Below are 24,292 nucleotides of genomic sequence, written 5' to 3' on the forward strand. Positions count from 1 at the left end.
GTAAGGGCAAGTGAGCTTGCGGGCAAGCCCTGCCTTGCTCCGATTGGCACAAACAGGCATTGTCAGAAAGAAAAGAGGCAGAAGCAGTCCCATGTCCTTTGATCAATCCGCTTCAGGGCAGCGTAGTTTTTTGTTCCTTCAAGGACCCCATGGTCCGTTTTTCTGGTCGTTGGCAAAAGTACTGCGCGCGACTGGTGCGAGAGCATGGCGGGTTGGCTTCAACGCCGGGGACCAGGCCTTTTGGCGCGATACGCAAAGCTACATCCCCTTCATGGACACGCCCGAGGACTGGCCCGACACCTTCCGGCAGATGATCGCGGAACTGAGCGTGACAGATCTGGTGCTGTATGGCGACACCCGTCCCGTACACGCACAATCTGTTGAGATTGCAAAAGCTGCGGGCCTTACGGTTCATGTCTTCGAAGAAGGCTATTTGCGCCCCTGGTGGGTCACATATGAGCGCGACGGCTCGAATGGAAACTCCCGCCTGATGCAGATGAGCGTGGCTGACATGGAGCAATGTCTGGATCGGTCCGAGCAGCGATCACCCCCGCCGCCAACCCATTGGGGAGATATGCGGCAGCATATTTTCTATGGTGCGCTCTATCATTGGTTCGTGATGTTTTTGAACCGAAATTACCGCCATTTTCGGTCACATCGCGAGGTTTCTGTATCTCAGGAATTTGCGCTGTATTTCAAACGATTGCTGCGCATGCCGGTTCACCGCCTGCGGCGCGAGCTGGCAACGCGGAAAGTCAATCGCAGCGGCTTCCCCTACCACCTCGTTTTATTGCAACTGGGACATGATAGCTCGGTCCAGTCGCATTCCGGCTATGCGCGGATGTCTGACTTTGTGCAGGAGATGGTAACAGGGTTTGCCGAAGGTGCGCCCCGACACCACCACCTTGTTATCAAGGAACATCCCCTGGAAAACCACCGCGAACCTTTGCGCCGGTTGGTCGCGCAACTGGCCCGCAAGCTGAAGATCGATGATCGCGTACATTATGTTCCGGGGGGTAAATTGGCCGGTCTGCTGGACGATGCGCAATCGGCGGTCACCATAAACTCGACCGCAGGACAGCAGGTTTTGTGGCGCGGCCTGCCGTTGCGCAGTTTCGGACAGTCGGTCTATGACAAGCCCGAATTTGTCTCCCGACAATCTGTGTCGGAGTTCTTTGCCAACCCTCAGCCACCAGACGCCGAGTACTATCGAACCTACCGACGGTTTTTGCTGGCGACCAGCCAGGTTCCCGGGGGGTTTTATTCGCGACGCGGTCGCCGTCAATTGTTAAGGCGCGCCGTCGATATGATGCTGAATGAGCAAGACCCCTATCAGGCCCGTTTCACCAGCAGCGCGGCTGAGAGGCCACAGTTGCGAATCATCGGCTAATCTCAAAGACCTGCAACTGGAAGTTGGCGTAAAAAACAGGTACGTTGCCGAAAACAAAAGACAAGAACCACAGAATATTGAGGATATCCGGCAGTGCATTTATCTTCCATGCGATTGGCGCGCATGGCTGCGATAGCAGCTGTTTGCGGAGTTTTGGCAGCATGTCAGCTGCCAAAGGCAGGGCCGAACAAAACAGAAATTCTGGCAGGATCGACCGCGAATGGAGGTAACGCCTTCGTCGTTGAAGTCGATGATCGCGTTGCGCGCGCCACGTCGACCGTTCCGCAATATGGGTTTTCTCATGATTTCCGCAATGCACAAAGCGTGACGGCAGATACGGTGCGTCCGGGCGACGTGCTTAGCCTTACAATCTGGGAAAATGTGGATGACGGCCTGTTGTCAGGCGAGACCAGCAACGCAACCAGTTTGGAAGGTGTTCAGGTGGATGCAGACGGGTTTATCTTTGTCCCCTACGCCGGTCGTGTCCGCGCAGCCGGTAATACGCCTGAACAATTGCGCATGTTGATTTCGAGCAAGCTGGAAGATCAAACCCCTGATCCGCAGGTCCAGATCAGCCGCGCGCCTGGCAACGGCTCTGCTGTATCTCTGACTGGCGCAGTCGGCGTGCCGGGCCTTTATCCGATCGAACATCCGACACGGACCCTCTCGGGCATGCTGGCCGGTGCAGGCGGTGTTACGGTCGCCACCGACATTGCCCTGGTCACGGTCATTCGCGACGGAAAGAAGGGAACAATCTGGTACGACGATCTGTTTCGTATGCCAACGACCGACATCGCCTTGCGGGGCGGTGATCGTATCCTGGTGGAAGAAGACAGCCGCTCCTATATCGCGCTGGGGGCCACTGGCGGGCAGTCGCGTGTCGCGTTCGACAGCCAGGATCTGTCAGCACTCGAAGCTCTGGCTCAAGTTGGTGGCTTGCAGTCGCTGTCCTCGGACCCTACCGGTATTTTTGTTCTGCGTAATGAGCGTGAGGATGTCGCCCGCAATGTGATGGGGCAGCCCAATTTGCAGGGTGAACAGCGTGTGATCTATCTGTTGAACCTGACTGCACCCAATGGTCTGTTCGTGGCCCGTGATTTTGTCATCCGTGACGACGATACGATCTATGTGACTGAAGCCCCCTACGCCCAGTGGAGTAAATCGGTCTCTCTGATCGCCGGTGGCCTGACACCCTTTGCCAATATCACGACCCTGACAGGCGGATGACGCCCGATCCTGCAACGGATACCCAGGCCGGGACCAAACGGTCCCGGCTTTTGGTTTACAATGGCGGTTTTCTGACCCAGCGGCGCGTCCGGCGCATTCTGTCTCTGTCGGGCTACGATATCCGCTTGGGGGTGCCGGGCCAGGGCGACTGGGTTGGCGTTTGGGGAAACAGCCCGACAGCGCATCGCGGTTTGGGCATGGCGCAGAAACACGAAGCGCCAGTGCTGCGGGTCGAAGATGCATTTCTGCGGTCATTGCACCCGGGGCGCGGCGGCGAGCCGCCTTTGGGTCTGCTGCTGGACAGATCCGGGGTGCATTTCGATCCGTCAACGCCGTCGGATCTGGAGCAGCTTCTGGTCAATGAACCACTGGACGATACCGCTCTGCTGAACCGCGCGCGCGGTGCGATGGCCCGGATGCAGGAATTGCAGCTCAGCAAGTATTCTGCGTTCGACAGCGACACCGCACTGCCCGAGCCCGGATATGTTCTGGTCGTCGACCAGACCCGCGACGATGCCTCGGTCAATGCAAATGGCGGCACACGGGCCAGATTCCTTGAAATGCTGGTCATGGCACAGGAGGAAAACCCCGGAGCGCAGGTTGTGATCAAGACTCATCCTGAAACATCTGCGGGGCATCGCCCGGGCTTTTTCACCGCCGAGGACGAAAATCAGCGCATCTCACTGCTGGAAACCCCTGCAAGTCCTTGGGCGCTTTTGGAGGGGGCAGTTGGGGTCTATACCCTGTCTTCGCAGCTAGGGTTCGAGGCGATTTTGGCCGGGCATAAGCCGCGCGTCTTTGGTCAGCCTTTTTATTCGGGTTGGGGCCTGACGCAGGATGAAGACCCGCTGCCTCGGCGCCAGCGCAGCCTGACCCGAGCGCAACTTTTTGCTGCCGCGATGATCCTCTATCCCACCTGGTATGACCCCTATCGCGACCAACTTTGTGAACTGGAAATGGTGCTCGACACGCTTGAGGCGCAAACGCGCAGTTGGCATGCGGATCATAAGGGCTGGACCGCCTCGGGCATGCGTCTGTGGAAGCGCCCGCATCTGCAACGGATGTTTGGCCGGTACAAAAAAGTCAGGTTTACCGACACAACAGAAGGCACCGCGAACCAGCCGCACATGGTCTGGGCCAGCCGCGCGGGCGAAGCATCGGCCGTCACGCGGGTCGAGGATGGGTTTCTTCGGTCGCGTGGATTGGGGGCTCAGCTTGTACCGCCGCTGTCGTTGGTCACGGATAACGAGGGCATTTACTATGACCCGACCCGGCCCAGCCAGCTGGAACACTGGATCACCAAACGGGAAGCTCTGCGACCCGACCAACAGCTGCGGGCCGAAGCACTGATCACTCAGCTGCGCCAGTCTGGCTTGAGCAAATACAATATCGGCCAACCGACACCGCCTCTACCCGAGGGTCATCGGATTCTGGTGCCAGGGCAGGTTGAAGACGACGCCTCGATCCGTTTGGGAACGAGCCAGGTGCGCAGCAATCTGGCGCTGTTGCAGGCTGTTCGGGATGCCAACCCGAATGCGGTCATCCTGTATAAGCCGCACCCGGATGTCGAAGCAGGGTTGCGGGACGGAGCAGTCGAGACCTTAGGTCTTGCGGGTGTGATCCTGCGCCACACGGATCCTGCTGACCTATTGCAGCATGTGAACGAGGTCTGGACAATGACCTCACTGCTGGGCTTTGAGGCCCTGTTACGCGAGATCCCGGTGACCACTCTGGGCGCGCCATTTTATGCGGGATGGGGGCTGACCACCGATTTGGGCGGTGTGCCCGCTCGTCGCGGCGCGCGGCCTACGCTGGCCGGGCTGATTCACGCCACGCTGATCGATTATCCGCGCTATCTTGATCCGGTGACAGGCATGCCCTGCCCGGTCGAGGTTGTCGTTGAACGGCTGGCCAACGGGCCCGATCCGTCTATCGGTCTTTTGAACAGGTTATTGTCGAAATTACAGGGTACATTCGCGACCCATGCAAATCTTTGGCGCTGAGGTCTAGTCGTTCGCGCGGCGCCAGCGATGCAGGATGTCTGGGCCTACCGTCTGCGTCTCGATCAATTGGAACCGCGCGGCGTTGTCCAAACTGTCCAATCCCAGCGCCCCGATGGCAGGAAGACCTTCGGCACCGATGGTAAGACCTGCGGTGAATCCCACCAATTCATCCACCAGATCACGGGCCAGCAGTGAGGCCGCCAAAGCCGACCCGCCCTCGCAAAACACGCGGGTCAATCCTGCATTGCCAAGCTGTTGCAGCAGGTCGCTGGGATCAAGGTGATGGTCCTCCAACGCACACGGGATCAGCTTTGCTCCCAACCCCTCCCACGCGCGAATGCGATCGGGATCGGGATGCGGACCGTGGCAGATCCAAACCGGATGCTCTTTGGCCGTACGTGCCAGATTACCCATCAGGGGCAGGTCCAGATGGCGCGAGACGACAACGCGCACTGGCTGATGAGCGATCCCCATATCCCGCACCGTCAGCGCGGGGTCATCCGCGCGCGCCGTTCCTGCCCCCACCATCACCGCATCGTGGCGCGCGCGCATGGCGTGGACAGCGCGGCGCGCAGCTGGGCCCGTGATCCACTGGCTGTGGCCCGAGCCTGTAGCGATACGTCCGTCAAAGCTGCTTGCCAGTTTCAGCGTCAAAAACGGGCGGCCTTGTTCGGTCTTCAGAAAAAACCCGGCGTGATCTTGCGCCGCCTCTTTGGCCAAAACACCGGTTTCAACCTCGATCCCAGCGGCGCGCAACATCTCAAAACCCTGGCCCGCAACGCGTGGATCACTGTCTTCGATGGCGGAAACAACACGCGCGACCCCTGCGTCGATCAATGCTTGTGCGCAGGGTGGCGTTTTGCCGTGATGGGAACAAGGTTCCAGCGATACATAGGCTGTGGCCCCACGAGCCTTGGTGCCCGCATGCGCAAGCGCCTGGGTTTCTGCGTGAGGGCGCCCACCGGGCTGTGTCCAGCCGCGGCCAACGATCCGATCGTCGCGCACAATGAGACAACCCACAGCGGGATTAGGCCAACACGTCCCCTGGCCTCGCCGCCCCAGTGACAGGGCTAACGCCATGTATCGGTTATCGTCTGCGGTCACTCGTCCGAGGTTGGCTGCGGCGGTCGCAACTCGTGCACAAACTCTTCAAAGTCGTCGGCCGCCTGGAAATTCTTGTAGACACTTGCAAACCGAACATAAGCCACAGTGTCGATCCGGGCCAGAGCTTCCATAACGATCTCACCAATCTTGTTGGACGGGATGTCGGTATCACCCATGCTTTCCAAGCGGCGCACGATGCCCGAGATCATCTGATCGATGCGGTCCGGCTCGATCGGGCGTTTTTGCATCGAGATGCGGATCGAACGCTCAAGCTTATCGCGGTCAAAGTCTTCGCGTTTGCCATTGGTCTTTATGACCACCAGATCGCGCAGCTGCACCCGTTCATAGGTCGTGAACCGGCCACCACATGCGGGGCAAAACCGGCGCCTGCGGATCGCGACATGATCCTCTGCCGGGCGTGAATCCTTGACCTGAGTGTCGATATTTCCGCAAAACGGGCAGCGCATCCGCCGTCTCCTCGTCCCTAGTTCCGCCGTTTGTTGTAAGCGCTGCGGCCTACTTATCCACAACTATAGGGCAGCCGCTAGGATTTGGGTAGTCGGAAATGTTCACCGCTACATAAAGGGGTCACGCGAAATGAGCTGCAACGCGACGGTGATGAGGCGCGCTGCGATGCTCGAACAGGTAAATGCCCTGCCACGTTCCCAACACAGGCACACCCGATGCCACTGGGATCGACAGGCTGACCGGCATCATTGCCGCCTTGATATGGGCCGGCATATCATCCGGCCCTTCGTAAGTGTGCCGCAGATACGACATTGAGGGGTCATCGGTCGGTGGAACAAGCCGCTCGAAAAATGCCTGCAGGTCCGTCTGAACTTCGGGATCTGCGTTTTCCTGGATCAACAACGAGCATGAGGTGTGTCGCACAAACAGCGTCAGCAACCCGTCGCTGGGCTGATGATTGACCCAAGCACGCACTTGGGTCGTGAACTCATATAGCCCAGCGCCGCGTGTATGAATTGTAAACTCGGTTTGCACCTGCTTTTGCTACCCGTTCAGGAATTGATGCGAATACGGGTACAGCGCGTGTTTGCCCGTTGCACCGACATACTGTCTCCGGGACGAAAACCCGAAAAAACGCCGCTGCCTTCTTGAGCGGTGTTTGTCGGTTTGGTCAATGAAAACTGAACGGCAGTGCGACGATTTGTTGTAACACTGGGACCGTAACCGCGCAAAACATAGATCTGTTGTTGCCAACTGGCCCCCAATATCCGACGTGCAAAATCGGATGCTTCGCACCAATACCCATCGATATCTTTTCTTGTTCGTGGAATAACTTCGAATTCTGTGTCGCTGATCGCGTTCGCATCGAACCCGAACGCTCCCACTGCAAACGATGCGTTGGCGCTGAAGGAAAGCACCGCTGCGCATGTGAAAAGAACCAAATTTTTCATCGTACTTGTGTCCTTTGTTAACCAATCCTACCACAAATATAGTGCCCGATTTTAGACCGCGACCGACATCACAATCCTTTCAGCACTCCGCAGGGAAAAAGTGATCGGGTGTCAGCCACCCCTTGTATCGGATCAAAAGGCCCAGACCAGGCACGCGCGCTGAGATGTCGAATGCGAAACGACCCTCCTCATCCGCAAATTCAATCGAGGCGGACCGGGGCAACAGGAAAGACGGACATGGAAGCGCAAACACCGAAAGCGCCTTGATATCGATATGCAACATCCCGGCTTCAAAACGAGGTTTGAGCCAGATGCGAATATTGCCGATTTCCTCTTTGACCCAGCCGGTATGCGCGTCCAACCGGATATGAGAAACCGTCTTGTGGCCGCCGAAATCGCGCGACCACATCCATTCAGAGCTTGTACGCTCGATAGTCAGGGACACGGGTTGGTCTGGAGACGATTTGGGAAAGCGACCTAATCCGAGCAGAGTACCCACGACCCACCCCTTGCCTCGCACGACCTCGCAGCGGCCCGAAAAGCGACCAGACCGGCTGTGCAGCACCGCAAGCGCATCAGGTAAGGCGTGACACTCGCCAAGCACTTGCAAGAACGGGTCTTTCAAAGTTTCAAAATCCATCCGTGGCGAACCTGGCCCGGATCGCGGTATCGGGCATTAAGCAGACCTTTGACCGCCCGAAGAACCAATACCGGTTGCTGGCGATCAAACGGTAAAGCGGCGTCTTTATGAAGCCCGGCAAAAACCGACACCAAGACAAGATCTGCCACCCGCCCGGCAAGGCCCGCATCGCAGCAGCAAACGCGTCGAGGTTTTGATAGACCTGCCCGTCGACAAAAACGAGGTTCGTTTGAAAATCGCCCGTTGGCAGGTTCAACTGCTAATAGAGGCGTTGCCCCAAAGCTGATTGCGCTGTCGCAAAAGAAAGCCGGTGGTGGCGATCATGGGTCAACATGAACCGGAAAAATCCTGAACACAGGACGCATTCGCCATCAAAGACGATTAGATTTGCCTTTTCAGCGCAATAGTCTTCCAGCGTCTTCGTCATAAAATGGCCCGCGACTACGCATTCCTACCGTTTCAAGCTGTCATGAAACACCCGGACCGACAATGCGACAGATAGGGTAAGGGCGTGTCGGGGAACCCGGAAAGCTGGCTTGGTGGGCCGCTTGTTTGGGCTCTGGCCTCATCCCCATAAGGCGCTGACCCGACAGCAGCCCGTATCTATGCGTCCCTGACAGCACGTTCATGCGCCAATCAGTCAAAATCTTGTGTTTTCCAGCCAATTATTTGCCCGGGACCGCTACGCGATTCAAAAAGCTGGCCCACTGCAGCTACTACTCGCTAATATCGAAATTGATTTCAAAAATCAGATTGCGTGGATATGGACGTCGATATTTCCAGAATTCAGGTACTGACCCGTATTCTAGATCAGGTATCCGGCATGCCTGACACAACGGATCAAGTGCTACAGAAAAGCGGCCTGTCCCGTATTCAGATTTCAGCGCCAGCATCCAGCTATAGCGCGCATCAAGAGGCACTGTTCGTGCGCCATGCCTGCGACGCGTTGCAAAATATCACATTTGCGGCGCAAGCAGGTCTTGGGTTCGATGTCTCTTCAAGTGTGACGGCCTATATCAGCAAATACTCTCGCGACCTCCGGCAAGCACTTGAAAACACGTGTTACTTTCATTGGATGATTGATCCTGCACTCAGCTTTGCCCTACGCTCTACCGGAAACGCTGCGGTGTTCGAAGTGGATTGGAAGGACCCAAGCTTTCGCCGGTACCACAGAAGGACCGAATTTTTGATGTTTGCGGCCATCGCCCGGATGCGCAACCTGACGCAGACGGACTTGCATCCGCTTGAGATCCGGTTCGAGCACGAAGTGGGGCAACAGGCGCAGGCCTATGAAAAGATCGGCGGTTTCCCCGTAACCTTTGGTGCCGAGCGGATGGAGATCATCCTGTCCCTGCCGTCTCTGGACACGCCGATCCCAACCTACGAGCCCAGCCTGCGGGCGCATTTGCTGGAATATGGCGAGCGTTTACTGGCCGAGCGGCGTTCGCCCCAACAACAGATGCGGGCGAAGGTTGAAGGATTGATAACCCAATCGATGCCCGGAACCATCATTCACGCCGATGACGCGGCCGCGCAATTGGGCCTGAGCCCTCGGACGTTGGCGCGGCGGCTGGCTGAAGAAGACACAACCTATCGCGAGATTGTCGAAGACCTTCGATGTGATCTGGCGCAGACGTTTATTAAGAACGGAATGGCGCTCTCCGAAATCGCTTTTTCGCTGGGTTATTCCGATCAGGCCGCGTTTTCGACCGCCTTCAAGCGTTGGACGGGTCAGGCCCCAACCGCCTTTCGCAAACGGGTCGAGCACCCGCTGAACACCGATTGACTGCGGCCGGGGGTCGTCGGCAAAACTACCTCGCCCCGGCCCGTCCCATGAGTGGACAGCCGCGATATAGAAATCGCGGCGGCGCAGGTCTTGTGAGTTCTCGCCAATTTGATGCGTGGTTCAGCCAGCGTGAGATCAAGCGCAGCCTGTTACCCGTTTCCAGGCAAAGAAAAAGGCGCCGCAGCGCCTTTTGCCTTATTGATCCAGGAACGACCGCAGCTTGCGCGACCGGCTGGGATGTTTCAGCTTGCGCAACGCTTTTGCTTCGATCTGACGGATCCGTTCGCGAGTCACGCTGAACTGTTGTCCAACCTCTTCCAGCGTGTGGTCGGTGTTCATGCCGATGCCAAAGCGCATCCGCAGAACCCGTTCCTCGCGCGGCGTGAGTGAGGCCAGAACCCGGGTGGTGGTTTCCTTGAGGTTTTCCTGAATGGCGCTGTCCAGCGGCAGCACAGCATTCTTGTCCTCGATGAAATCACCCAGTTGGCTGTCTTCCTCGTCCCCGATGGGGGTCTCAAGGCTGATCGGCTCTTTGGCGATTTTCATCACCTTGCGGACCTTCTCAAGCGGCATCTGCAGCTTTTCGGCCAGTTCTTCCGGCGTCGGCTCACGTCCGATTTCATGCAGCATCTGGCGACCAGTGCGCACCAGCTTGTTGATCGTTTCGATCATGTGGACCGGAATACGGATCGTGCGCGCCTGATCCGCGATCGAGCGGGTAATCGCCTGACGGATCCACCAGGTCGCGTAGGTCGAGAACTTATAGCCACGACGGTATTCGAACTTGTCCACCGCCTTCATCAGGCCGATGTTACCTTCCTGAATAAGATCAAGGAATTGCAGACCACGGTTCGTGTACTTTTTGGCAATCGAGATCACCAGGCGCAGGTTGGCTTCGACCATTTCCTTCTTGGCCTGCCGCGCCTCTTTTTCGCCCTTCTGAACCTGCTGAACGATGCGGCGGAATTCAGGGATATCCAGACCAACATATTGACCGACCTGCGCCATATCTGCGCGCAGCTCTTCGACCTTGGCGGTCGAGCGCTCGATGAACATCTGCCAGCCACGGCCCGGCTTTTCTGCCATTTCGGCCAGCCAGTTCGGGTCCAGTTCGCGCCCGCGATAGGCGTCGATGAACTCGCGACGGTTGATGCGGGCCTGGTCGGCAAGTTTCACCATTGAGCTATCCAGCGACATGACCCGACGGTTGATGCCGTAAAGCTGGTCGATCAGAGCTTCGATCCGGTTGTTGTGCAGGTGAAGCCCGTTCACCAGTTCAACGATCTCAGAACGCAGCTTCTGATAGGTCGCCTCGTCTTTGTCGCTAAAGGTGCCGTCTTCATTCAGGGTGGCTGAGATCCGGCTGTCCTGCATTTCGCTCAGCATTGCGAAATCGGTCGAGATCCGTTCCAGCGTGGTCAGAACCTGATCTTTCAGCGCCGCTTCCATCGCGGCCAAAGACATGTTGGCCTGATCGTCGTCGTCATCGTCGTCGTCATTGTTCAGCGGATTGCCATCGGCATCCAGCTCGGGCCCCTCGTCCTTGGCAGGTTTGGCCGCCTGAACCTTCGACGTATCGACAACCGGTTCTTCGACGTCACCGTCTTCGTCCAACTGGTTTCCAAACGTGGCCTCCAGGTCGATGACGTCGCGCAACAAGATGTCTTCGGACAGAAGTTCGTCATGCCAGATCGTGATCGCCTGGAAGGTCAGCGGGCTTTCGCACAGACCCGCAATCATCGTATTGCGACCGGCCTCGATCCGCTTGGCAATGGCGATCTCGCCCTCGCGGCTCAGCAGTTCGACGCTGCCCATCTCACGCAGATACATGCGGACGGGGTCATCGGTGCGATCCAGCTTTTCGGTCTGCGCCCCGGCCAGCGCAACCTCGCGCGGGCCCTCGGCGGCGACCAGTTCGGTCGAGCCTTTGTTCTCTTCTTCTTCGGCCTCTTCATCTTCGATGATGTTGATGCCCATTTCGGACAGCATCGACATCACGTCTTCGATCTGTTCCGAACTGACCTGATCAGGTGGCAGCACCTGATTCAGCTGGTCATATGTGATGTAGCCTTTCTCGCGGGCCTCGGCGATCATCTTCTTGACCTGGGCCTGGCTCATGTCCAGCGAGATTTCCTGTTCCTGCTCGTCGGATTTGCGGTCTTCGTTCGTATCCTTGGCGGCCATTCAATGCTCCTGCAGGGATGGGTGATTCGTTAGAGCCGAATCATTAGCGCGTGAATCTGATTCGGCCACCCGTTTACCTGTTTTTCTTTTCCAGTGCCTTACGAAAACACCACTTTACCGGCGTTTCCGTTCGAAATTGATACCCGACATGATGGCTTCAAAGGCGTCTTTCTCGTCGCGGTTGATTCGCGCCCCATTGTCGGCGATGTCGAACACGGCCTTGTCTTCATTCTGACTGCGGCTCGCGCGATTGCGCTCCTCGGCGGCCTGCGCCAGCCGATAGGTCAACGCCTCATCCGTCAGATCAGACAATTCTTCTGCCGCTTCGGCAATCTCAGCATCCAACCCCCGGAGCGCTTTGATCTTTGCGAGTTCCTCGGCCAGCGTCATCTGAGCCTTTTCAACGTCGCCTGGCTTGTACACACAGGGGATCACAGCGACATGGCGAAGGGCCAACAGGTTTTCAAGGGGCGCGGCCCCCAAAGTTTCCACGATGTGGTCTTGAAGGTTCTGAGGGTCGTCGATCGCATGGCGCAAAATCGCCGCGCGCAGGGCAGCGTGATCGGGGTTTTGGCACTCCATCTCTTCCAGTTCGACCTCAAACTGTACCACGACCTCAGGATTCAGGATGGCAATGGCCAGAATGGCGGCTTCACGCAGTTGGATATCTGCGTTTTCCGACGAGGCCAGGAAAGACGCCCGCGCACCCGGTGTCGCGTTTGGCTTGGGCTGCCACTTGCCGCGCGGTTGCCAGGGCCGATTGGGCGATTGTCTCTGCGGACGAAACAATTGCCAGCGCAGGTCTTTGATTTCCTGCCCGTAGTGGGACCGGATTGAAGGATCTCGGATCAGCTTGATCTTGTCGCGCAAGACCTTGTCCAGCGCCGCCTTGCGCTCGGGGCTGTCGAACACCTTGCCTTCGGTCTCGCGCTGCCAGAGCAGTTTGACCATGGGGATCGCAGCATCCAACACCGTCTGCACCGCTGAGGGCCCTTCAGCGCGCAGCAGGTCGTCAGGGTCCTTACCTTCGGGCATCAAGACAAAGCGCAGCGACTTGCCTGCCTCTAGCAACGGCAAAGCCAGATCAACGACCCGCATCGCCGCGCGCAGACCGGCCGTGTCACCGTCCAGAGCAATGATCGGCTCATCTGAAATGCGCCAAAGCAACTGCAACTGATGTTCGGTAATCGCCGTGCCCAGCGGTGCGACCGAAGCCCCGAACCCAGCCTCAGCCAGGGCGATCACGTCCATATAGCCCTCGGCCACGATCAGAGGCTGCCCCCTACCCGCCGCCTGCCGCGCGGGGCCGTGGTTATACAAGCTGCGGCCTTTGTCGAACAGATCGGTCTCGGGCGAGTTCAGGTATTTGGCATTGTCATTGGGGTCCATCGCCCGACCACCAAAGGCAATGCAGCGCCCACGCGGGTCGCGGATCGGGTACATGATCCGGTTTCGGAAGGTGTCATAAGGCTTTTTGCCCTTGTTCGAGGGTTTGGCCAGTCCGGCCCCAAGGATCAGGTCTTCTTCGGCATTCTTGCCGCGCAGATGATCCCATAGCGCTTGCCAGCCATCCGGGGCAAACCCGATCTCCCACCGATCCAAGGCGTCGCCGTCCAGCCCCCGACGGTTCAGATAATCGCGCGCACCAGCCCCTGCCCCGGTTTTCAGTTGCAGGCGGAAAAACTGCACCGCCTGCTCCATAACCTCGGCCAGTTGCGCGCGCCGGTCCTGTTTCTGCTGCGCCTTGGGATCACGCGCGGGCATCGGCATCCCGGCTTCGCGCGCCAGAATCTCAACCGCCTCGATGAATGAGACATTCTCGGTCTCTTTCACAAAGCTGATTGCATCACCTTTGGCATGGCAGCCAAAGCAGTAGTAGAACCCCTTTTGGTCATCGACGTGGAACGAAGCCGTCTTTTCATGGTGAAACGGGCACGGCGCCCACATATCGCCCTTGCCCTGATTGGATTTGCGCTGGTCCCACATGACCTTGCGCCCCACAACCTGAGACAGGCTGAGGCGAGTGCGCAATTCATCCAGAAAACCGGGGGGCAGTGACATGGATCAAACCTGCCAGAAATGCAAACGCGCGCCAAGGGGCGCGCGCAGGGTTGTCCACAGCGAAATGCAGCGCCTGTGGATTATTGCTGCAGACACAGCTCAAGCCAGGCTGCGCCCAGGTCTTTCTTGCGCACATCGCGCATCTTTTGTTCATAGACCCAGGGCGTGATCAGCGGGATCGCGGCATTGTAATTCTCGGGCCACGTGGGGCCGCTGTCCGCCACCGCCTGTGGCACATCCCGTTCCTTCACCCGATCCAGCCGCGCCTGTTGAATCGCGGCTACAACATCCGCCTGAAACTTGCAGCTTTGTTCCTTGGTTTCTTCCGCAACCACTGGGGTGGCCAACAGGGCCGCAACACAGGCGATACGCAACATAGGGGTCTCCGAAGATTCGTTTCGTTCAGCGCAGTTTAGCCGCGCGCGGCAACGCCTTCCATCGCCCTTTTCAAATCGTGAACCAGCGTCTCGGCCATGGACCGGAAGACCATAATCTGAAACGCGGTGTCCCCGACGCGGGTGATCGAAGCCGTCATGTGAAACAACACTGTCCGGGCCGTATGGCCGCGCTTGAACTGAGTGCTGCGCGGATCCACCGGGGTGACACGTGCCAGGACGTCTTCGACACCGGCACCTTCGATCCGCACAACCGCCCAGGCATCCGACTGATCCACAACAGCCGCGTGTTCGGCCAGCGCCGCATCGGCTGCGGGACCCATCAGCATCGCATGCGCGGGTCCAAACCAAATCGCCCGAGCACCAGCTTTTCCCGTTGCCCGGTTGGCCGCCGGGTATGCCATCCCATGCGCCGCTTTGAGCGTATCGGACACCTGCTTCTGCTTTCCATTGAAAGCCGAAATCGAATGGATTGACCCGGCGTCGACCTCGCTGAGCGTCACGGAGCCAACAGTCAGTGGCAGCAGCCCATCGCAGGGCGTATTGGCACTCAGCTTATCCACGCACGCGCCCTCCTTCGGGGTCAAAGAATACCGGATTCACCACTTCGCACAGTGTGGTCACGCCGCGCAGATGGTCGACCATTTTGACAACCTCACCGTATCGTTCGGGCCCATCCGCCAGAAAACCCAGCCCCAGCATCGAGCCCAGCGTCGGCGAGTAACAGACCGAGGTCAGGTACCCCTGATCATTGCTGCGCACCGGTTCGGCCTCTTCTTTGTAAAGATGCGCACCGGCCAGCACCTGCTTGCTTTCACCAATTGGCTTCAACCCAACCAACCGTTCGCGCCCTGGTTCTTCCAGGCCTGCACGTTGCGACATGGTTTTGCCGATGCAGTCTTTCTTCTGCGACACCATCCGCCCCATTCCGATGTCGTAGGCAGTGGTGCGCCCGTGGATTTCGGCATGGGTGATAAAGCCCTTTTCGATGCGTAGAACGTTTAACGCTTCCATTCCATAGAGCCCGCCACCCAATGCCTCGGCCCGTTTGGTCAGGATGTCGAACAGGCTTGCACCATATCGCGCAGGCACTGCGACTTCATAGGCATGTTCGCCCGAGAATGAGATGCGGAACAGCCGCCCCTGAACGCCCAGAACCGAAACCGGACCGCACGCCATGAAGGGCCAGCTGTCGTCATCCAGCGCCGTATCCAGAATCCCGTTCAACAGCGCGCGCGATTCCGGCCCTGCGACCGCAAATTGCGCCCAGTGTTCGGTGACCGATGTGAAACTGACATCCCAATCCGGGCGCAGGCCCTGATGCACAAACTCCAGATGTTTCATCACGTCGCCCGCAGCGGCGGTGGTGGTGGTCATCAGATAATGCGTCTCACCCAGCCGCGCGGTGGTGCCGTCATCCATGACATGCCCGTCCTCGCGCAGCATCAAGCCATAACGGGTGCGCCCCACCTTCAGGGTCGAGACCATGTTGGTATAGACAAAGTCCAGAAACGCGCCCGCGTCCGGCCCCTGAATGTCGATCTTGCCCAGGGTCGAGACATCACAGACCCCAACCGTCTGGCGCACCATATTGACCTCTCGGTCGCAGGACTGCCGCCAGTTGCTCTCACCCTCTTTGGGGAAATAGCTGGGCCGGTACCACAGCCCCGCCTCAACCATCGGCGCCTGACGCGACACGCTCGCCTTATGCGAGGTGGTAAAGCGCTGCGGCTTGAACCCCTTGCCTTCGGCGCCTGCTCCCAAAGCCGCAATCGCGATCGGAGAATAGGGTGGGCGGAACGTGGTGGTCCCGGTTTCAGGTATCCCGCGCCCGGTGGCATCGGCCAGAATAGCCAGCGCCGCCACGTTCGAGTTCTTGCCCTGGTCGGTCGCCATGCCTTGGGTGGTATAGCGCTTCATATGCTCGACCGACCGAAAGTTTTCGGTCGCGGCCTGTTTGACGTCTTTCACCGTGACGTCATTCTGGAAATCCAGCCAGGCCCGCCCTTTGCCGGGCACAGCCCAGAGCGGCGCGATCTCATAAGGCGTATCCTCGGCCTGCGGCACGGCGATTTTTGGCGCTGTCTTGCCCAGATCACCCAGCACCGACTCCGCTGCCGCCGTCCCTTCCCGCAGGCAAGCTGCGGTCGAAAACGCCCCGTTACACGCCCCTGCTGTCACCATCCCCGGCACAGCACCCGGTGTCGGCACAAACCCTTCGATCTCGCGCCGCCAGGTCGGACGACCATTCATATGGCAGGTCAGATGCACCGAAGGGTTCCACCCGCCGGTCATGGCCAGACAATCGGTCTGGATGCGGTCCTCGCCGCTGGCGCGCCGTACGGTGATGGACTCCAGCCCCTTGCGACCGGCGCTGCCACAGACCTGCGCGCCGCGCAGCACCTCATACTCCTCCGAGCCCGGCGCATCATGGCGGCTGTCGATCACCGCAGCCACATGGACCCCAGCATCCAGCAAATCCCGCGCAGTACGATGAATGTCATCCGTGTTGCCAAAGATCGTCACGTTCCGGCCCGGGCTGACGCCCCAGCGGTTCAGATAGGCGCGCACAGCCCCTGCGGTCATGATCCCCGGCCGGTCATTGTCGCGAAAGGCCACGGGACGTTCCAAAGCCCCCGCCGCCAGAACCGAGCGTTTCGCCACGATCCGCCAATAGGTTTCCAGCGGCGCCCCGCGCGGGCGGCGACCGGTGTGGTGCATGACCCGCTCCAGCGCCGCAAACGTGCCCTGATCATAGGCCCCCGCCACGGTCGTGCGCGTCATCAGCCGCACATTGTCCAGACCGCGCAGCTCTGACAGAACCTCATCCGCCCAAAGAGGACCCGGCTTGCCATCCACCTCATAGGTCTCGGCCAGCAAACGCCCCCCCATCCGCGCATTCTCATCCGCCAGGATCACATCCGCCCCAGCCCGCGCAGCCGCGAGGGCGGCCATCAACCCCGCAGGTCCGGCACCAATGACCAGAACGTCGCAGAAAGCATAGGCGCTTTCGTATTTGTCCGCATTATCCTCACCGGACAACGCCCCAAGCCCGGCGGCACGTCGGATTATCGGCTCATAGAGCTTTTCCCAAAAGCTTTTGGGCCACATGAAAGTCTTGTAATAAAACCCCGCCCCCAGAAACGGCGCCGCCAGATCGTTGACCGCCATCATGTCAAACCGCAGGCTCGGCCACCGGTTCTGGCTGCGCGCTTCAAGGCCCGGATAAATCTCCTGCATCGTCGCCCGGACGTTTGGCTCCTGCGCCGCGCCAGCACCAACGGTGACCAGCGCGTTGGGCTCTTCGCTGCCTGCGGTCAAAACGCCACGCGGGCGGTGGTATTTGAACGACCGCCCCATCAGCTTGATACCGTTGGCCAACAAGGCCGAGGCCAGCGTATCGCCCTCAAACCCCTCATAGCGCACACCGTCAAAGACAAACGGCACCGTTTGGCTGCGATCAATCAGCCCCTTGCCCGCGATCCTCATGCGCCGCCCCCTGAGGCCAGTTCCGCGCCTGAAATCTCATGCGTGACGGTATCGCGTGTGACCACGATCCAGGCACCGCAGCCGCCTTCGTGATACCACAGCTCGCGCGTCATGCCCGCCGGGTTGTCCCGCAAGTACACAAATTCGTCCCAGGCCTCAGCCCCTGCATCCGGTGCCGGACGCGCCAGATCCACAGCCGCGCCGCGATAGTAAAACTCGCGCCGATCCCGTTCTCCGCAGAGCGGACAGGTGATCCTCATGCCCGCGCCCCCTGCTTCTTCTCGTTAAAAATACGGAAATCCGACATCACCACCCTCAATGCAGATTGTGTTGAGAGCCTTTGCCCTCTTCATCAATGATCCCGCGCCCGGTGCGGAAGCGATCCAGTTGGAACCCGGTTGCGTTCTCATGATACCGATCCGTCGCGATCAGATGGGCAAACACGTTCCCGGACCCCGGAACCGCTTTGAACCCGCCATAGTTCCAGCCGCAGTTCAGATAGAGCCCCTCGATCCCCGTCCGGTCGATGATCGGAGAGCCATCCGGCGACATATCCATGATCCCGCCCCAGGATCGCAGCACCCGCGCCTTGCCGATCATCGGCATCAGCGCCACGCCGGCCTCCATCACGCTTTCGACCGTGGGCAGATTGCCACGCGCTGCGTAAGAGGCATAGAAATCCAGGTCGCCCCCAAACACCAACCCGCCTTTGTCGGACTGGCTGATATAGAAATGCCCCATGCCAAAGGTCACCACATGATCGATGCAGGGTTTGAGCCCTTCGGTCACAAAGGCCTGCAACACATGGCTTTCAATCGGCAGGCGCATCCCGGCCATCGCCGCCACCTGCCCCGACCGACCCGCCGCAACCATCGCCACTTTCTTGGCCCGGATCGGCCCACGCGTGGTTTGCACGCCGCGGACCGCGCCGTTTTCGATATCGATACCGGTCACTTCACAATTCTGGATCAGGTCCACCCCGCGCTGATCCGCACCTCTGGCGTAACCCCAGGCCACCGCGTCGTGCCGCGCTGTACCGCCGCGTGGATGATACAGCCCGCCATAGAGCGGAAACCGCAGATCGTCATAGTTCAGATAGGGCAGCATCTCGCGCAGCTGATCACGGTTCAGCAGGATCGCATCATCCCCTTGGCTGATCATCATGTTCCCTCGCCGCGCCGCTGCATCACGCTGCCCGTCCGAGTGGAACAGATTGATGATGCCGCGTTGCGAATGCATGACGTTGTAGTTCAGGTCTTCCTCAAGCCCTTCCCAGAGTTTCAGCGAATGCGAGTAGAACTCGGAATTGCCTTGCAGAAAGTAATTGGCCCTCACAATCGTCGTGTTCCGGCCAACATTGCCACCGCCGATATATCCCTTTTCCAGCACGGCGACATTGGTCAAACCATGTTCCTTGGCCAGATAATAAGCTGTGCTTAGCCCGTGGCCGCCGCCACCGATGATAAGGATGTCGTATTCGCTTTTCGGCTCGGGATCGCGCCAATGCGGCGTCCACCCCTTGTTGCCGGTCAAACCTTCTTTGAGGACGCGCAAGCCGGAAAACCGCATTCAAACCTCCGTGCAGCTCAGTCGGCAGAAAACCAACTTGGGCCAGCACTAGCAAGCGACGAATCTCAATCCGCCTCTGTTTTCGACCCGGACTGGTCTGTGCGCGACTGATTTTGACGGAATCTGAAGAATGCGTATCGAGCGGCCCAAATGCTGCCCGCTCACGGAATGCCCTTTGCCAAGTGCAACTCTGCACAGCAAAAACGGCCCGCGCCCGGGCCGCATTTTCCGGCCCAGACGCGATTTGAAAACCCGGTTACAGGCCCTTCGCCCGATAGCTTTTCGAAACCCGATCAATGGCGACGATATAGGCAGCTGTGCGCAAATCATCGACGTCAGTACGAGAATGCCAAACCTCGCTCATCGCCTGATAAGCGATCCGCATGGTGTCATCGAGGCCCGAGCGCACCAGTTCCAGCTCGTCCGCACCCTTCAGGTATTTGGCCTTGAAGTCCGGAGACATCGACCATGCCCCGCCAAGATAACGGTCCAGGCGTTCCAGTTCGCTGACAATCAACTCGTGCCGCGCCTCTTCCTGTCGACGCTGCATGCGACCAAAGCGGATATGGCTGAGGTTCTTGACCCATTCGAAATAGGATACGGTCACACCGCCCGCATTTGCGTACATGTCGGGAATGATTACGGTGCCTTTCTTGCGCAGAACCTCGTCCGCACCGGCCGTCACCGGGCCGTTTGCAGCCTCGATAATCAGCGGTGCCTTGATCCGGTCAGCATTGGACAGGTTGATCACCCCTTCCAGTGCCGCCGGGATAAGGATGTCACATTCTTCTTCCAAAACAGCGCCACCTTCAGCCGAATGCGTGGCATCGGGATAGTTCTTAACCCCGCCGTGTTTGACGATCCATTGCCGAACCGCCTCAACATCTATGCCATCGGGGTTGTACAACGCGCCGTCCCATTCGATGACACCGGTGATCAGCGACCCGTCCTCTTCGCTCAGGAATTTGGCGGCGTGGTAACCCACATTGCCCAAGCCCTGCACGATCACGCGCTTGCCATCCAGACTACCGGACATGCCCGCCTTTTTCACATCCTCCGGATTGCGGAAAAACTCGCGCAGCGCGTATTGGATGCCGCGCCCGGTCGCCTCGACCCGCCCGGCGATACCACCGGCATTCAAAGGCTTGCCGGTGACGCAGGCACGCGCGTTGATATCGGTTGTGTTCATCCGCGCATATTGATCGGCCATCCAGGCCATTTCCCGCTCGCCGGTGCCCATGTCCGGCGCTGGGACGTTTTGCGAGGGGTTGATCAGGTCGCGCTTGGCCAACTCATAGGCAAAGCGTCGCGTGATCTGTTCCAACTCATGCTCTTCATATTTGCGGGGGTCGATACAAAGCCCCCCCTTCGAGCCGCCAAACGGTGCCTCGACCAGCGCGCATTTATACGTCATCAACGCCGCCAGCGCCTCAACCTCATCCTGATTAACCGCCAAGGCATAGCGAATACCGCCTTTAACCGGCTCCATATGTTCGGAATGGACCGAGCGGTATCCGGTGAAAGTATGTATCTCTCCCCGAAGGCGCACACCAAACCGCACGGTATAGGTCGCATTGCAGACCCGGATCTTTTCTTCCAACCCCGGCGGCAGGTCCATCAATGAGGCCGCCCTGTTAAACATCAAATCAACGCTTTCCCGAAAACTGGGTTCCTGAACACTGGTCATCAAATCCTCCGTGCCGGCAGGTCAGTTGGTCATGGCGTTTTGTCGCACCGCTTTACGGATACAGCAATCACCAAGTGCACTTTTTTTCATCAAATGGTGAAGCGAGTATTACGCCCGGTCGAGCTGAGTCGTTTTGTTAAGACTTCTTTAACCTCGACCTCGCCATTGTCTCAGGGCACGAAACAAAGCCTGTGATTACTCGTGTAATACCCACATAAATAGACCAAATTTGAGGTTTCAGCTGTCATAGCGCCCAAATCTCGCCACGTTCCCGGAATATTTTGATTGAGTTGCCAACCACTGGCAGCATTGTGCCCGGCCGGCAGAGGAATTCGTTATGAATAAGTTTGTTTGGAAGTCGAAACGAAATGGTATGACCCAGAACTTCAGCGCGTTGCGCCGCCTGAGGTCGTTCGGAAAATCGGACAGCGGTTCGATGACCATTTTGACAATTTTCCTGATCTTGGTGATCTTCACAGCCGCCGGGTTCGCGGTGGACGTGATGCGTTTTGATCGTGAACGGGCCCGACTGCAATACGCTTTGGACCGCGCCGTTCTTGCGGCAGCCGACCTTGATCAAGACCTCTGCCCCAAAGATGTGGTCGTCGACTACCTAAGCAAAGAAGGTCTGGATCAATACTTGGTCGGCGATCCCATAGTGACACCTGATGTTTGCGGTTCGCAAGCTGTTGTTCTGCAAGGATATCGTCGTGTAGAGGCTCAGGCCAATATCGACGTTGAAATGCATTTCATGAAATGGAGAGGTGTCGACACCATCGCCAGTGCCGCAGCAAGCGTGGCCGAAGAATCCATCGGTGACGTGGAAATCTCACTTGTTCTCGACGTATCTGGGTCGATGGCGGGCACCAAACTGGCGAATTTGCAGAAAGCAGCCACCGATTTTGTGGACGAAATGACCACAAAATCCGAAGACGGCAAGCTTTCGATCTCGATTGTTCCTTATTCGGAACAGGTTTCGGTTCCTGATATCCTGATGAGCCGGCTCAATACGACTGGTCGCAATGACTATGCAAACTGCATCGACTTTGCTGCATCAGACTTCTCGACCACCGCCTTCAACTACCATTCAGGCGGCCCCTCGATCCCGCAGACATTGTACTTCACCGACTCGGGCAACTATGACCGACGTCCCAGCGGTGGTATTGTGAACGACCAGCGCATCTGCCTGTCTAACAACCACAATATCGGGAATGGCAACAATTCCGGTCAGCGCGAAATGACCATCCTGCAAAAAGACGCGACTGTGCTCAAACAGCGGATCAACGCTATGGAAGCCTACGGATGGACATCAATTGACGTCGGCCTGAAATGGGGGCTTGCACTGCTTGATGAGACCATGCAGCCGTTGATTAGCAACATCACTGCGACTGGTGCGATCCCGAATGAATTCTCGGACCGCCCTGCACCGAATGGAACAGCGGATACTTTGAAGGTTGTCGTGTTGATGACGGATGGTGAAAACACCCGCCAGCACATGGTTCTGCCACCTTATCACGAAAACGCTTCGGGTTTCTATTATAGCTCGACCACGTCCACCTATTCGCTGCCGAATCTTCCGATTACTGATCCTTCGGACCCGGATTTCCTGTGGCCTACAGTTGATCTGTACGAATATGATAGCACACGTGGCTTCTATTGGGCGCGCGAGCGTGTGCAGCCAGATGCCTATGGTGCCGCACCTACCTATCGTCAAATCCGATGCTCTGCCGGGGATAGCAATGGCTGTACCAGCTACAACTATTCTTACCAGCGCGACAAACCGGTTCCGAACTTCGACGCGGCGGTACCCGTGGTTTCAGTCGACTGGCCCTCAATGTGGGAACGTACAACAAAGAACTATATGTACGACCTTTTGGACAATGCATACGGTCGCACTTTTGCCAACACATGGTTCAACGCGTCCTCGGACGAACTGAGAAAGTCTGACAAAGACCCGCGTGTTCGGTCGCTGTGCGCGGACGCGGAACAGGAGCGGATCGTTATCTTCTCGATTGCTTTCGAAGCACCAGACGGGGTTAAGCCGCTGCTGCAGGATTGCGCGACCGCCGACGGCGCCTATTACGAGGCTGATGGCACCCAGATTATTGACGTATTCGCATCTATTGGCTCGAGCATCCAGAACCTGAGGCTGACCCAATGATCCGGCGCGTCTGCAACTATTTACGTCGATTCCGGCGCGAAGAAGACGGGTCAAGCCAGGCCATTGAAATGGTATTTTGGTTGCCGTTCTACATGGCTGTCACCTATTCAGGTGTAGATATGGGCTTGATGGCCTTCAATCACGCCAATCTTGAACGAGCTCTGGACGAAGTGATCCGCGATGTCCGCCTGAACAACATCGACAAATACGATACCTCACCAGGTGCCACCTGGGAGCATGACATGCTCAAAGACATCATTTGCGACAAGGCGCGATACATCAAAAACTGCGAAACGAACCTGAAACTGGAAATGCGGTCCATTGATCCGTTTGTCGGTCAAAACCTGGATCCGACCCCGTTTTGCGTCAATACCGCAGAAGACATCCGGAAACCCGAAGATCAGGTTTTCGTCCCCGGAGCATCGAATGAGTTGATGATTATTCGGGCCTGTGTCGAGGCCAACCCGGTTTGGTTGAACTCGATGTTGGGGCAGCTGACCGCCACTCGGGCGTCAGGAACATACGAACTTCACGCAACCACGGTATTTGTTCATGAGCCTGCGTAACCGGTATCCCCGCGCATCACTCAAGCGGTTCTTCAAACGATTTCGTCGTCGTGAAGACGGCGGTATTACCATCGAAGCTGTGCTTATGGTGCCGCTTCTGTTCTGGTCGATGTTCGCGTCTTTCACATTCTTTGACGGCTATCGCCAAAGCGGACGCAATCTGAAGGCCGCCTATGCTCTGGCGGACGTCGTGTCCCGTGAGCGGTCAGAGATCAATTCAGCCTACCTCACAAACGTGCACGCGGTGTTTGAAAACATGGTGTCGCAGCGTACGGATTCTTCCATACGAATCACATATTTGATCTATCAACAGACAGGTGACCGGCTTGATTTGGAATGGTCATGTGTCAGGGGAGCCGTCTACCAGGGCAAGGAATGGAGTCAGGCAAACATCCAGGGCATGAAAGCGTCGTTGCCTGAAATGCCGGACAAGGGACGGATGATCGTTGTGGAAACCACAAACACCTACATTCGCCCGTTCAAATTGGGGTTTGGGGCAGATTTCTTTCAAATGGATAACATCGTCTTTACGCATCCGCGGGTCTTCGATCAAATCGTTGTCGATCCTCTCGCGAGCAACTGTAATATTGAGCTTGGCTAAGACAATTAGTT

At 57.9% G+C, this 24,292-nt stretch carries 20 protein-coding genes and 1 pseudogene; 7 read left to right on the top strand and 14 right to left on the bottom strand.

The window, feature by feature from the left end; all coding sequences use genetic code 11:
- The first annotated feature begins 91 nt into the window (after positions 1–91).
- The 3 genes from GOV38_RS19185 (at position 92) to GOV38_RS19195 (ending at position 4,620) form a co-directional block, all read left to right on the top strand.
- Positions 92–1,390, top strand: a complete 1,299-nt coding sequence (locus tag GOV38_RS19185; RefSeq protein WP_171210141.1) for a capsule biosynthesis protein — start codon at positions 92–94, stop codon at positions 1,388–1,390.
- Between the two features lie 108 nt (positions 1,391–1,498).
- Complete coding sequence (locus tag GOV38_RS19190; RefSeq protein WP_371808550.1) at positions 1,499–2,617, top strand: polysaccharide biosynthesis/export family protein; 1,119 nt, start codon at positions 1,499–1,501, stop codon at positions 2,615–2,617.
- Complete coding sequence (locus GOV38_RS19195) at positions 2,614–4,620, top strand: capsular polysaccharide biosynthesis protein (protein ID WP_171210142.1); 2,007 nt, start codon at positions 2,614–2,616, stop codon at positions 4,618–4,620. The genes GOV38_RS19190 and GOV38_RS19195 overlap by 4 nt, the downstream gene beginning before the upstream one ends.
- 3 nt (positions 4,621–4,623) lie before the next feature.
- Here the strand turns inward: GOV38_RS19195 and ribD are convergent, their stop codons facing one another.
- The 6 genes and pseudogenes from ribD to GOV38_RS19225 form a co-directional block, all read right to left on the bottom strand.
- Entirely contained in the window at positions 4,624–5,724 is a 1,101-nt protein-coding gene (ribD, locus tag GOV38_RS19200; protein WP_371808547.1) for a bifunctional diaminohydroxyphosphoribosylaminopyrimidine deaminase/5-amino-6-(5-phosphoribosylamino)uracil reductase RibD, read from the bottom strand.
- Positions 5,721–6,191, bottom strand: a complete 471-nt coding sequence (nrdR, locus tag GOV38_RS19205; RefSeq protein ID WP_171099929.1) for a transcriptional regulator NrdR — start codon at positions 6,189–6,191, stop codon at positions 5,721–5,723. The genes ribD and nrdR overlap by 4 nt, the downstream gene beginning before the upstream one ends.
- Positions 6,192–6,312: 121 nt before the next feature.
- Positions 6,313–6,726 (bottom strand): secondary thiamine-phosphate synthase enzyme YjbQ, encoded by a 414-nt coding sequence (locus tag GOV38_RS19210; protein WP_171210144.1) that lies wholly within the window; start codon positions 6,724–6,726, stop codon positions 6,313–6,315.
- Positions 6,727–6,743: 17 nt separating this feature from the next.
- Positions 6,744–7,142 (bottom strand): hypothetical protein, encoded by a 399-nt coding sequence (locus GOV38_RS19215; protein WP_171130232.1) that lies wholly within the window; start codon positions 7,140–7,142, stop codon positions 6,744–6,746.
- A 79-nt stretch (positions 7,143–7,221) separates the two neighbouring features.
- The gene (locus GOV38_RS19220) at positions 7,222–7,782 is read right to left on the bottom strand and encodes a DUF4166 domain-containing protein (RefSeq protein WP_171210145.1); all 561 of its coding nucleotides are present in this window, start codon (positions 7,780–7,782) and stop codon (positions 7,222–7,224) included.
- Positions 7,772–8,209 (bottom strand): annotated as a pseudogene (locus GOV38_RS19225) (thiol-disulfide oxidoreductase DCC family protein). Before GOV38_RS19225 ends, GOV38_RS19220 begins: the two are co-directional and overlap by 11 nt.
- Before the next feature lie 396 nt (positions 8,210–8,605).
- On the opposite strand from GOV38_RS19225, the gene GOV38_RS19230 reads away from it, so the two are divergent.
- Positions 8,606–9,568: an AraC family transcriptional regulator gene (locus tag GOV38_RS19230; protein WP_254430662.1), complete on the top strand. Its 963-nt coding sequence runs from the start codon at positions 8,606–8,608 to the stop codon at positions 9,566–9,568.
- A gap of 195 nt (positions 9,569–9,763) precedes the next feature.
- On the opposite strand, the gene rpoD is transcribed toward GOV38_RS19230, so the two are convergent.
- From rpoD to GOV38_RS19270, 8 genes are all read right to left on the bottom strand, one after another.
- Positions 9,764–11,752, bottom strand: coding sequence for an RNA polymerase sigma factor RpoD (gene rpoD, locus GOV38_RS19235; RefSeq protein ID WP_171130241.1), 1,989 nt, complete (start codon positions 11,750–11,752; stop codon positions 9,764–9,766).
- 114 nt (positions 11,753–11,866) lie between these two features.
- Positions 11,867–13,813 carry a DNA primase gene (dnaG, locus tag GOV38_RS19240; protein WP_171210147.1) on the bottom strand — a complete coding sequence of 649 codons (1,947 nt, stop codon included), beginning with the start codon at positions 13,811–13,813 and terminating at the stop codon, positions 11,867–11,869.
- An 80-nt stretch (positions 13,814–13,893) separates the two neighbouring features.
- Positions 13,894–14,190, bottom strand: coding sequence for a hypothetical protein (locus GOV38_RS19245; protein WP_171099944.1), 297 nt, complete (start codon positions 14,188–14,190; stop codon positions 13,894–13,896).
- A gap of 35 nt (positions 14,191–14,225) precedes the next feature.
- Positions 14,226–14,771, bottom strand: a complete 546-nt coding sequence (locus tag GOV38_RS19250; RefSeq protein ID WP_171210148.1) for a sarcosine oxidase subunit gamma family protein — start codon at positions 14,769–14,771, stop codon at positions 14,226–14,228.
- Positions 14,764–17,697 (bottom strand): sarcosine oxidase subunit alpha family protein, encoded by a 2,934-nt coding sequence (locus GOV38_RS19255; RefSeq protein ID WP_171210149.1) that lies wholly within the window; start codon positions 17,695–17,697, stop codon positions 14,764–14,766. The genes GOV38_RS19250 and GOV38_RS19255 overlap by 8 nt, the downstream gene beginning before the upstream one ends.
- Positions 17,694–17,957, bottom strand: a complete 264-nt coding sequence (locus GOV38_RS19260) for a sarcosine oxidase subunit delta (RefSeq protein ID WP_171210150.1) — start codon at positions 17,955–17,957, stop codon at positions 17,694–17,696. Before GOV38_RS19260 ends, GOV38_RS19255 begins: the two co-directional genes overlap by 4 nt.
- A 55-nt stretch (positions 17,958–18,012) precedes the next feature.
- Complete coding sequence (locus GOV38_RS19265; protein WP_171130251.1) at positions 18,013–19,266, bottom strand: sarcosine oxidase subunit beta family protein; 1,254 nt, start codon at positions 19,264–19,266, stop codon at positions 18,013–18,015.
- A 256-nt stretch (positions 19,267–19,522) separates the two neighbouring features.
- Positions 19,523–20,953 (bottom strand): Glu/Leu/Phe/Val dehydrogenase, encoded by a 1,431-nt coding sequence (locus tag GOV38_RS19270; protein ID WP_171099954.1) that lies wholly within the window; start codon positions 20,951–20,953, stop codon positions 19,523–19,525.
- A 337-nt stretch (positions 20,954–21,290) separates the two neighbouring features.
- Here GOV38_RS19270 and GOV38_RS19275 point away from each other — a divergent pair, with 337 nt between their 5' ends.
- From GOV38_RS19275 to GOV38_RS19285, 3 genes are all read left to right on the top strand, one after another.
- The gene (locus GOV38_RS19275; RefSeq protein WP_171210151.1) at positions 21,291–23,114 is read left to right on the top strand and encodes a pilus assembly protein TadG-related protein; all 1,824 of its coding nucleotides are present in this window, start codon (positions 21,291–21,293) and stop codon (positions 23,112–23,114) included.
- Positions 23,115–23,182: 68 nt separating this feature from the next.
- On the top strand, positions 23,183–23,680 hold the full coding sequence (locus GOV38_RS19280) for a TadE/TadG family type IV pilus assembly protein (protein WP_254430663.1): 498 nt from the start codon (positions 23,183–23,185) through the stop codon (positions 23,678–23,680).
- Complete coding sequence (locus GOV38_RS19285) at positions 23,667–24,281, top strand: TadE/TadG family type IV pilus assembly protein (protein WP_171210152.1); 615 nt, start codon at positions 23,667–23,669, stop codon at positions 24,279–24,281. The genes GOV38_RS19280 and GOV38_RS19285 overlap by 14 nt, the downstream gene beginning before the upstream one ends.
- Positions 24,282–24,292: the final 11 nt, after the last annotated feature.

The organism is Ruegeria sp. HKCCA5839, from assembly GCF_013035585.1.
GTDB lineage: Bacteria > Pseudomonadota > Alphaproteobacteria > Rhodobacterales > Rhodobacteraceae > Ruegeria.

Excerpts from the sequence above, each read along its gene's own strand:
- GOV38_RS19215 (WP_171130232.1), bottom strand. The coding sequence starts at position 7,142 with ATGAAAAATTTGGTTCTTTTCACATGCGCAGCGGTGCTTTCCTTCAGC.
- GOV38_RS19265 (WP_171130251.1), bottom strand. The coding sequence starts at position 19,266 with ATGCGGTTTTCCGGCTTGCGCGTCCTCAAAGAAGGTTTGACCGGCAAC.
- GOV38_RS19190 (WP_371808550.1), top strand. The coding sequence starts at position 1,499 with ATGCGATTGGCGCGCATGGCTGCGATAGCAGCTGTTTGCGGAGTTTTG.
- GOV38_RS19220 (WP_171210145.1), bottom strand. The coding sequence starts at position 7,782 with ATGGATTTTGAAACTTTGAAAGACCCGTTCTTGCAAGTGCTTGGCGAG.
- GOV38_RS19285 (WP_171210152.1), top strand. The coding sequence starts at position 23,667 with ATGAGCCTGCGTAACCGGTATCCCCGCGCATCACTCAAGCGGTTCTTC.
- GOV38_RS19280 (WP_254430663.1), top strand. The coding sequence starts at position 23,183 with ATGGTATTTTGGTTGCCGTTCTACATGGCTGTCACCTATTCAGGTGTA.
- rpoD (WP_171130241.1), bottom strand. The coding sequence starts at position 11,752 with ATGGCCGCCAAGGATACGAACGAAGACCGCAAATCCGACGAGCAGGAA.
- GOV38_RS19275 (WP_171210151.1), top strand. The coding sequence starts at position 21,291 with ATGAATAAGTTTGTTTGGAAGTCGAAACGAAATGGTATGACCCAGAAC.
- GOV38_RS19245 (WP_171099944.1), bottom strand. The coding sequence starts at position 14,190 with ATGTTGCGTATCGCCTGTGTTGCGGCCCTGTTGGCCACCCCAGTGGTT.
- GOV38_RS19185 (WP_171210141.1), top strand. The coding sequence starts at position 92 with ATGTCCTTTGATCAATCCGCTTCAGGGCAGCGTAGTTTTTTGTTCCTT.
- GOV38_RS19270 (WP_171099954.1), bottom strand. The coding sequence starts at position 20,953 with ATGACCAGTGTTCAGGAACCCAGTTTTCGGGAAAGCGTTGATTTGATG.
- GOV38_RS19260 (WP_171210150.1), bottom strand. The coding sequence starts at position 17,957 with ATGAGGATCACCTGTCCGCTCTGCGGAGAACGGGATCGGCGCGAGTTT.
- dnaG (WP_171210147.1), bottom strand. The coding sequence starts at position 13,813 with ATGTCACTGCCCCCCGGTTTTCTGGATGAATTGCGCACTCGCCTCAGC.
- nrdR (WP_171099929.1), bottom strand. The coding sequence starts at position 6,191 with ATGCGCTGCCCGTTTTGCGGAAATATCGACACTCAGGTCAAGGATTCA.
- GOV38_RS19255 (WP_171210149.1), bottom strand. The coding sequence starts at position 17,697 with ATGAGGATCGCGGGCAAGGGGCTGATTGATCGCAGCCAAACGGTGCCG.
- GOV38_RS19230 (WP_254430662.1), top strand. The coding sequence starts at position 8,606 with ATGCCTGACACAACGGATCAAGTGCTACAGAAAAGCGGCCTGTCCCGT.
- GOV38_RS19195 (WP_171210142.1), top strand. The coding sequence starts at position 2,614 with ATGACGCCCGATCCTGCAACGGATACCCAGGCCGGGACCAAACGGTCC.